Source organism: Klebsiella terrigena (assembly GCF_006539725.1).
Lineage (GTDB): Bacteria > Pseudomonadota > Gammaproteobacteria > Enterobacterales > Enterobacteriaceae > Klebsiella > Klebsiella terrigena.
On sequence record NZ_BJNO01000017.1, the window covers coordinates 117,891 to 127,741 of the forward strand.

The 9,851-nt window shown below is 60.3% G+C and carries 5 protein-coding genes and 1 pseudogene; 5 read left to right on the plus strand and 1 reads right to left on the minus strand.

Annotated features, from left to right (window positions below; all coding sequences use genetic code 11):
* Window positions 1-58 precede the first annotated feature (58 nt).
* Genes RTE01_RS18385 through arcC form a run of 3 tightly spaced genes read left to right on the plus strand, consistent with a single transcriptional unit; the run spans window position 59 to window position 3,672 of the window.
* Window positions 59-1,270: a YgeY family selenium metabolism-linked hydrolase gene (locus RTE01_RS18385; RefSeq protein WP_041145938.1), complete on the plus strand. Its 1,212-nt coding sequence runs from the start codon at window positions 59-61 to the stop codon at window positions 1,268-1,270.
* A 50-nt stretch (window positions 1,271-1,320) separates the two neighbouring features.
* Window positions 1,321-2,727, plus strand: a complete 1,407-nt coding sequence (gene hydA / locus RTE01_RS18390) for a dihydropyrimidinase (RefSeq protein ID WP_134526442.1) — start codon at window positions 1,321-1,323, stop codon at window positions 2,725-2,727.
* Window positions 2,728-2,739: 12 nt separating this feature from the next.
* Window positions 2,740-3,672, plus strand: coding sequence for a carbamate kinase (arcC, locus tag RTE01_RS18395; RefSeq protein ID WP_134526446.1), 933 nt, complete (start codon window positions 2,740-2,742; stop codon window positions 3,670-3,672).
* Between the two features lie 56 nt (window positions 3,673-3,728).
* On the opposite strand, the pseudogene RTE01_RS18400 reads toward arcC, so the two are convergent.
* A pseudogene (locus tag RTE01_RS18400) lies at window positions 3,729-4,535 on the minus strand (XdhC family protein); the annotation flags it as partial.
* A gap of 661 nt (window positions 4,536-5,196) precedes the next feature.
* Between RTE01_RS18400 and ygfK the strand changes: the two are divergent.
* Window positions 5,197-8,301, plus strand: a complete 3,105-nt coding sequence (ygfK, locus tag RTE01_RS18405) for a putative selenate reductase subunit YgfK (RefSeq protein ID WP_134526450.1) — start codon at window positions 5,197-5,199, stop codon at window positions 8,299-8,301.
* Window positions 8,298-9,632, plus strand: a complete 1,335-nt coding sequence (gene ssnA / locus RTE01_RS18410) for a putative aminohydrolase SsnA (protein WP_134526453.1) — start codon at window positions 8,298-8,300, stop codon at window positions 9,630-9,632. Before ygfK ends, ssnA begins: the two co-directional genes overlap by 4 nt.
* The last annotated feature ends 219 nt before the right edge of the window (window positions 9,633-9,851 follow it).

Here is a 9,851-nt window from a genome sequence, read left to right on the forward strand (position 1 = left end):
TCAGCATACTTTCAACTCATCCCGCGCGGCGGGAAAATCAGAACCGGAGAACCAAGCCATGGCTAAGCATATTCCATTCAAACTGATCCTCGAAAAAGCTAACCACTACCAGCAGGATATGACGCGTTTTTTACGCGATATGGTGGCCATACCCAGCGAAAGCTGCGACGAGAAGCGCGTCGTCCAGCGAATTAAAAAAGAGATGGAGAAGGTGGGTTTCGACAAAGTTGAAATCGACCCTATGGGCAACATCCTCGGCTATATCGGCCACGGCCCGCGCCTGGTGGCAATGGACGCGCATATCGACACCGTGGGCATCGGCAATATCAAAAACTGGAATTTCGATCCCTATGAAGGCATGGAGACCGACGAGCTGATCGGCGGACGCGGCACCTCGGATCAGGAAGGCGGCATGGCCTCGATGGTGTATGCGGGAAAAATCATTAAGGACCTGGGCCTCGAGGATGACTATACCCTGCTGGTGACCGGCACCGTTCAGGAAGAGGACTGCGACGGCCTCTGCTGGCAGTACATCATCGAGCAGTCCGGCATTCGTCCCGAGTTCGTGGTCAGCACCGAGCCCACCGATTGCCAGATATACCGCGGCCAGCGCGGACGCATGGAAATCCGCGTCGACGTCCAGGGGATCAGCTGCCACGGCTCGGCGCCGGAGCGCGGCGATAACGCAATTTTCAAAATGGGGCCGATTCTTAACGAACTGCAGGACCTCTCCCAACGCCTGGGCAATGACGACTTCCTCGGCAAAGGCACCCTGACCGTTTCGGAAATCTTCTTTACCTCACCCAGCCGCTGCGCGGTTGCCGACAGCTGCGCCGTCTCCATCGACCGCCGCCTGACCTGGGGAGAGACCTGGGAAGGCGCGCTGGACGAGATCCGCGCCCTGCCGGCGGTACAAAAAACGGGGGCGGTGGTATCGATGTACAACTACGACCGCCCTTCCTGGACCGGCCTGGTCTATCCCACAGAGTGCTACTTCCCAACCTGGAAAGTGGAGGAGAACCACTTTACCGTCCAGGCGCTCAGCAACGCCTATGAGGGCCTGTTTGGCAAAGCGCCGGTGGTCGATAAGTGGACGTTCTCGACCAACGGCGTGTCGATTATGGGCCGTCACGGGATCCCGGTCATCGGCTTTGGCCCCGGCAAAGAGCCGGAAGCCCACGCCCCGAATGAAAAAACCTGGAAATCGCATCTCGTGACCTGTGCCGCAATGTATGCCGCCATCCCGCTGAGCTGGCTGGCAACAGAATAGTGATTATCCGCAATACCTCCCGCCGCCAGCGACGGGAGTCTGGAGCTTTTATGCGCGTACTGATTAAAAATGGCACCGTCGTCAACGCTGACGGCCAGGCAAAACAGGACCTGCTGATTGAAAACGGCTTAATCAGTCAGCTGGCGGCAGACATCACCGTGGATCAGCCCTGCGAAATCATTGACGCCGAGGGATGCTACGTGATGCCTGGGGGCGTGGACGTCCACACGCATTTTAATATTGATACCGGACTCGCCCGCAGCTGCGATGATTTTTTCACCGGCACCCGCGCCGCCGCCTGCGGGGGCACAACGACCATTATCGATCATATGGGCTTCGGGCCAGCCGGCTGCCGTTTGCGCCATCAGCTTGAGGCCTACCACGGCTACGCCGCCTACAAAGCAACCATCGACTACAGCTTTCACGGCGTGATCCAGCATATCAACCACGCCATTCTTGATGAGATCCCGCTGATGGTTGAGGCGGGGATCAGCAGCTTTAAGCTCTATCTCACCTACCAGTACAAGCTTAACGATGATGAAGTTCTTCAGGCGCTAAAGCATCTGCATCACGCCGGAGCGCTCACCACCGTCCACCCGGAAAACGATGCCGTGATTGCGCAAAAGCGCGCCGAATTTCTCGCCGCCGGCAAAACCGCGCCGCGCTATCACGCCCTGAGCCGTCCGCCGGAGTGCGAGGCCGAAGCCATCGCCAGGATGATCAACCTGGCCCAGCTTGCCGGCAACGCCCCGCTGTATATCGTGCACCTTTCTAACGGGCTGGGGCTCGATTATCTGCGCCTTGCCCAGGCGCGCCGGCAGCCGGTTTGGGTCGAAACCTGCCCGCAGTATCTGCTGCTCGACGAGCGCTGCTACGAGCGCGACGACGCGCTGCAGTTTCTGCTCAGTCCGCCGCTGCGTAATGCCCGCCACAACGACGCGCTGTGGTGCGGCATCGCCGATGGCGCCATTGACGTGGTGGCAACCGACCACTGCGCCTTCTCCATGGCCCAGCGACAGCAGCTATCCGGCGGCGACTTCAGCCGCTGTCCCAACGGCCTGCCGGGAGTAGAGAACCGCCTGCTGCTGCTGTTTTCGCACGGCGTGATGAGCGGCAGGATCTCGCCGGAGCGCTTCGTATCGCTCGTCAGCGCCACTCCGGCCAGGCTGTTTGGCCTCTGGCCGCGAAAAGGCGTGCTGGCACCCGGCGCGGATGCCGATGTGGTCATTATCGATCCGCGACGAACCACCACCATCCGCCACGAGCAGCTCCACGACAACACCGACTACTCGCCGTGGGAGGGGTTTATCTGCCAGGGCGCCATCCGCCAAACGCTGTCTCATGGCCGGGTCATTTTCAGCCACGGCACCTTTACCGGCAGCGCCGGACAAGGCCGATTTATACGCCGTAACCCTTTTTCAGCCGCGCCGGATTTCACGCGCGGCGCACGCTTTTAAAGAGAGGAACTGATGAGTAAGAAAATTGTTCTCGCCCTCGGCGGCAACGCCTTAGGGGACGATCTTGCCGGACAGATGCAGGCGGTGACGCAAACCGCGCAGGCGATTGTTGACCTCATTGCCCAGGGGCATCAGGTCGTGGTGACCCACGGCAACGGTCCGCAGGTTGGGATGATCAATTTGGCCTTCGAAGCCGCCGCCAAAACCGAGGCCCATACCCCGATGCTGCCGATGTCGGTCTGCGTCGCCCTCAGCCAGGGATACATTGGCTACGATCTGCAAAATGCGCTGCGCGAGGCGCTGCTCGCCCGCGGGATGTCGGTTCCGGTCGCCACCGTGATCACCCAGGTGGAGGTTGACGCTGCCGATGAGGCCTTCCGCGATCCGAGCAAGCCCATCGGTTCATTCTTCAGCGCAGCGGAGGCCAAACTCCTGACCCGCCAGGGCTACACGCTGAAAGAGGATGCCGGGCGCGGCTATCGGCGGGTGGTGGCCTCGCCGGAGCCCGTCGATATTATCGAAAAAGAGACGGTGAAGGCGCTGATGGCTGCCGGACAGGTGGTAATTACCGTCGGCGGCGGCGGTATTCCTGTGGTCCGCGAAGGGAACCACCTGCGCGGGGTGAGCGCGGTCATCGATAAGGACCGGGCCAGCGCCAGGCTCGCCGCCACGATCGATGCCGATATGCTGATTATCCTTACCGCGGTGGAAAAAGTGGCCATCAACTTTGGCCAGGCCAATCAGCAGTGGTTGGACCGGCTCTCGCTGAGCGATGCCGACCGCTTTATTGCCGAAGGCCATTTCGCCAAAGGCTCCATGCTGCCGAAAGTCGAGGCCGCCGCGGCGTTTGCCCGCTCCCGGCCGGGGCGCCGGGCCTTAATCACCATGCTGAGCAAGGCCCGGGAAGGGATAGAAGGCAAAACGGGAACCCTGATTGAGGGATAGCCCGACCCCCTCGCGGCTCTCGCGAGGGGGTCACATCATGCGGTCTCCAGCGTTTTCTGTTCCTCACTATCCTGATATACGGGCATCATCAGGCCGCCGGGAGCCTGGTTTTTGATCTGCAGGATCTCGGCCAGGACGCTGACGGCAATCTCATGCGGCGTTTCGGCGCCAATGTTGTAGCCCACCGGCGCATGGAGACGGGCAATATGCTCTTCCGCCACGCCGCTTTCCCGCAGCTGGCGTAAAAACACCTGCACCTTGCGGCGGCTGGCCAGCAGCCCGAGCCAGGCCACCGGCCGGTCGATCAGCTTATCCAGCGCTTCCCGGTCTTTATTATTCGTGGCGATAAGAACAAAATCATCAGCCCCCACCGCCAGCCGTTCAACGGCCGCGGCAAAGCTTTCGGCATGCACAAGCCGGGCGGTCGGCGGAAACAGCTGCGGATCGAGGCTGGCAGAATGGATATCGGTGACGACAATATCAAACCCAAGCAGCGCCGCGCCCTGCGCCACGGCGCGATTGACGTGCCCGCCCCCGACCAGCACCAGCCGCGGCCGCTGGCAGTGGACGCTGATAAACACCGACATCGCCCCGCCGCAGTCGGAACCTACGGCATCCGTGCCGCTGCGCGCCATCCGGCCGTGAAACATGCGTGAGGCCTTTTCAGCCATCGCCTCCAGCGCTTCATCGATGACCTTACGTTCGACCATCCCGCCGCCGATGGTGCCGACAATGGTTCCATCCGCGCGGATCAGCATCTGCGCGGAGTGTCTGGGCGTTGAGCCGCGGCTCTCGACAATCTGCGCCAGCGCAAACGGGCAGTTCTGTGCTTCAAGCCTCGCGGCTTCTGAGAAAATATTCATAACAACCTCAATGGCTATTCCGGTGGTCAGCCCGGGTGGGCCGGGTCCTGTACTCTGCACTGCGTCATCTGCGGGCTGGCCGCGTTTTCTCACTTTGAGACTGCCGATTTCCCCCCCATCGGCGACATCCTGCCGGCGGACCTGCAACGGCGGACAGCGTTGACGGCAACGGCCTAACGCCAGAATGGAGTATGCAAGGTTCATGCTCAGCCGCGGCTTTTAGGCCAGATTCGTGAACCGGGTCGCGGAAGCGGGGTCAGGCGGACGGTTTTATTTGCCGGCGGCGCGTGCGTTATTCATTTAGCGGATTCATTTGGCGCAATAGTTTGCCCGTTTAATAATAAAGCCGCACAGCAAATATTATCATTGTGATAGCTCACCGATAATTTTTAACGCTATTCTCCCCTCGCGTTACTGAGTGATTTTAATTCTCATTTAAACAGGCGCTCTCGCGGCAATAACCGTCTTCAACTTTAGAGTTCCTTCACAAATTTATGCCTAATCCTGCCGCCGGTTAAATAACTGGTGCGAATGTTGCTGTTCCTTTCCCATCCGCCGGAATGAATACGCCGTACCCTATTTTCTACTAAGACGGCAGCCTCGAAAATAGCGCGCTCGTACCGGCAACGTTGATCGCATACATGAATCTAAGGAGAGGGTTATGGGTGATATTATGCGTCCCGTCCCGTTTGAGGAACTTTTGACGCGTATTTTCGATGAGTACCAGCATCACCGTTCAATATTCGGCATTCCGGAACAGCAGTTTTATATCCCGGTAACGTCGAGGCGCCTGAGCGTATTTGGCGAGTGCTGCGCCACGCCCATCGGCCCTGCCGCCGGGCCGCACACCCAGCTGGCGCAAAATATCATTACCTCATGGCTCACCGGCGGGCGTTTTATTGAACTGAAAACCGTGCAGATCCTCGACCGCCTTGAGCTGGAAAAACCCTGTATCGACGCCGAGGACGAATGTTTTAACACCGAGTGGTCCACCGAATTTACCCTGCTCAAAGCCTGGGATGAATATCTGAAAGCCTGGTTTATCCTCCACCTGCTGGAGGAGATATTCCCCTTCACGCCGTCAAAATCCGGCAAGTCGTTTATTTTTAATATGAGCGTCGGCTATAACCTCGACGGTATTAAGCAGCCGCCGATGCAGCAGTTTATCGACAATATGATCGATGCCGCCTTTCATCCTAAATTCGAGCAGTATCGCGATACCCTCTCCCGCTGGACGCATAGCGACCGCTTTGTGATCGGCAATCAGCTGGAGGATATTCGTCCGCAGCTGGCGACGCTGGCCCAGCGCATCCCGAGCCGGCTGGTGAGCGGCGTCACGCTCTCCACCATGCACGGCTGTCCGCCCGATGAAATTGAGGCCATCTGCCGCTATATGCTGGAAGAGAAAGGGCTGAATACCTTTGTGAAGCTCAACCCGACGCTGCTTGGCTATCCCCGCGTGCGCGAAATTCTCGATACCTGCGGCTTTAGCTATATCGGCCTGAATGAAGAGTCCTTTGACCACGATCTGAAAATCGACCAGGCGCTGGAGATGCTGCACCGCCTGATGGCGCTGGCGAAGGAGCGCAGGCTGGGTTTCGGCGTCAAGCTGACCAACACTCTGGGGACGATCAATCGCAAAGGGGCGCTGCCCGGCGATGAGATGTATATGTCCGGCCGCGCGCTATTCCCTCTCGCCATCAACGTTGCCGCCCTGCTGTCCCGCGAATTTGACGGCAGGCTGCCTATCTCCTACTCCGGCGGCGCCAGCCAGCTGACAATCCGCGAGATATTTGAAACCGGGATCCGCCCGATTACCATGGCCACCGACCTGCTAAAACCGGGCGGCTATCTGCGGCTAAGCGCCTGCATGCGCGAGCTGGAGCAGGCCAGCGGCTGGGATTTACAGCAGGTTGACGTCCCGCGCCTCAGCGCGCTGGCCGAAAAAGCCATCAGCATGGAGTACACCCAGAAGCACTGGAAATCGCCGGACCGCATCGAGGTCGCCGAGCCGCTGCCGCTCACCGACTGCTACGTCGCGCCCTGCGTAAGCGCCTGCGCGATTAAGCAGGATATCCCGGAGTATATTCGCCTGATGGGCGAGCAGCGCTATGCCGACGCGCTGGAGCTTATCTACCAGCGTAACGCCCTGCCGGCGATTACGGGCCATATTTGCGATCATCAGTGCCAGAGCAACTGTACCCGCCTCGACTACGACAGTTCGCTCAATATCCGCGAGCTGAAGAAAATCGCGCTCGAGAAAGGCTGGGAAGAGTACCGGCGGCGCTGGCACCGGCCGGCCGGCTCCGGTTCGTTGAACCCGGTGGCGGTCATCGGCGCAGGCCCCGCAGGGCTTGCCGCCGGCTACTTTCTTGCCCGGGCAGGATACCCGGTAACCCTGTTTGAACGCGAAGCCAACGCCGGGGGCGTGGTGCGCAATATCATTCCGCGCTTCCGCATCCCCGGGGAGCTGATTCAGCACGATATCGATTTTGTGGTGAACCACGGGGTTAATATCGTCTACGGCTGCGATCCGCAGCTGACGATAGAGAAGCTTCGCGGCGAAGGCTACCGCTACGTGCTGGTCGGCACCGGCACCGACAAAAACAGCGGCGTCAGCCTCGGCGGCGACAACCGTAACGTGCGAAAATCGCTGCAGTTTTTACGCGAATACAATCGCGGAGAGACGCTGAACCTGGGGAAACAGGTGGTGGTCATCGGGGCGGGCAATACCGCCATGGACTGCGCCCGCGCCGCGCTGCGGGTACCCGGCGTGGAGAAAGCAACCATCGTCTATCGCCGCTCTCTGCAGGAGATGCCGGCATGGCGCGAAGAGTATGAAGAGGCGCAGCGGGACGGCGTCGCGTTTGAGTTTCTCAGTAATCCTGAACAATTCTACGCCGACGGGACGCTCACCGTCCGGGTGATGGCGCTCGGCGACGCCGATGAAAAAGGCCGCCGTCGCCCGCTGGCAACCGGCCAAACCCGCACCCTGCGGGCGGATACGGTCATTACCGCCATCGGCGAGCAGCAGGACGTTGCGGCGCTGGCGGCGATGGGCATTCCGCTGGACGACAGCGGCTGGCCGGCGGCGGATCCTACGGGCGAAACTACGCTGCCGGGAGTATTTCTTATCGGCGACGTTCAGCGCGGCCCGTCGTCCATCGTCTCGGCGATCGGCAACGCGCGCCGGGCAGCGGATGCGATTCTGGCGCGAGAAAATATTGCCAACCACCATCAGCATAAGCGGTGGAACAACGTCGATCCGGCAGATATTTACCAGCGCAAAGGGACTATCGCCATCGCTGAGGTGACAAGGGATCGCCGGGAAGCGTTCGTGGCTCAGGAGGCGGAGCGCTGCCTGGAGTGCAACTACGTGTGCAGCAAATGCGTGGACGTGTGCCCAAACCGCGCCAACGTCTCAATCGCCGTGCCGGGGTTCCAGAACCGCTACCAGACGCTGCACCTCGACGCCTACTGCAACGAATGCGGCAACTGCGCGCAGTTCTGTCCGTGGCAGGGCAAGCCCTACAAAGACAAAATTACCGTCTTTAGCCTGGCGCAGGATTTCGCCAACAGCAGCAACCCCGGCTTCTTCGTCGAGGACGACAGCGTTCACGTCCGGCAAAACGAACACACCTGGCTGCTAAAAATCGACGATAGCGGCCATATCGCTGACGTTCCCCCTGCCGTTACCGATCTTTGCCGCATCATTAGCCACGTTCATCGTAACCACCGCTACCTGCTGGGAGGCGTCGAAGCATGAGTATCTTAATTCTGAAAAATGCCACCGCCGCGCAGCTCTATCCGGCGAAGGTCATGAAAGGTATCGATATTGCGATTGAAAACGACGCGATCCTCGATATTGCTCCGGGGCTCGCTCAGCGTTATCCCCAGGCCACGGTCAAAGAGATGCACGGCCGGCTGGTGATGCCGGGGATGGTCTGCGCGCATAACCACTTCTATTCCGGCCTGTCGCGCGGGATCCAGGCCACTATCCCCCCCAGCCCTGATTTTATCTCGACGCTGAAAAATCTGTGGTGGCGCCTCGACCGCGCGCTGGACGAGGAGTCGCTCTACTACAGCGGGCTGATTTGCGCCATGGAAGCCGTGCGCAGCGGCTGCACCGCGGTGATTGACCACCACGCTTCGCCCGGCTATATCGCCGGGTCGCTCAGCCAGCTGCGCAGCGCCTTTCTGCGGGTCGGCCTGCGGGGAATGACCTGCTTTGAGACCACCGATCGCAACGGCGGGCTTAAGGAGCTCCGGGCCTGCGTCGAGGAGAATATTCGCTTTGCCCACGAAGTCGACAGCGCCCGGGAGAAGGGCCGCGAACCCTACCTGGTTGAGGCGCACATCGGCGCCCACGCACCCTTTACCCTGCCGGACGAAGGGCTGGCGATGCTCAGCGAGGCGCTGCAAGCCACCGGTCGCGGCCTGCATATCCATGCGGCGGAGGACCGTTACGACGTTAGCCATAGCCATCATCGCTACGGTAAAGACCTGCTGGTCAGGCTGGCGGAATTTAACCTGATTGACCGCAAGACGCTGGTTGCCCACGGCCTGTACCTCTCCGATGAAGATATTGAGATCCTCAATTCTCAGGATGGGTTCCTGGTGCATAACGCGCGCTCAAATATGAACAACCACGTCGGCTATAACCAGCGGCTGGTGGCGTTCCGCAACCTGGCGCTGGGCACCGACGGCCTGGGCTCTGATATGTTTGAAGAGCTGAAGTTTGCCTTCTTTAAGCACCGCGACGCCGGCGGGCCGCTGTGGCCGGACGCCTTTGCCCGCGCCTTAAGCAACGGCAACGAGCTGCTCACCCGCAGCTTTAACGCCCGCTTTGGCCGCCTCGAGGCGGGATACAAAGCCGACCTGACGATTTGCGACTATCCGTCGCCCACGCCGCTTATCGCCGAGAATATCGCCGGGCATATCGCCTTCGGTCTCGGCAGCAGCCACGTGCATAGCGTGATGGTCAATGGCGTGATGATTTACGAGAACCGGCGGTTTAGCTTCGATCACCAGCCGCTCTTTGCCGAGGCTCAGCAAGCGGCGATGAAGATGTGGGCGCGGATGGACGCGCTGTCTTAGGGCTGCGCCAGCCATGCATTAGAGCGGATTAGCCCACGAGGTCGGCGGCCTGTTGGCCGGGAGAAGTTCCGCTCACCAGAAGCCCGGGCCTCGACGTAAGGAGACCGCTGCCCCGTCCGGCAGGTTATCGACGGGGAGCGACGTAAGGGTACGATTGGTTTAGCTATTGCCTTTCGCAGCGATGGACGCAGGTGGCGAAAAGGCATGCAGCGGGGCCCT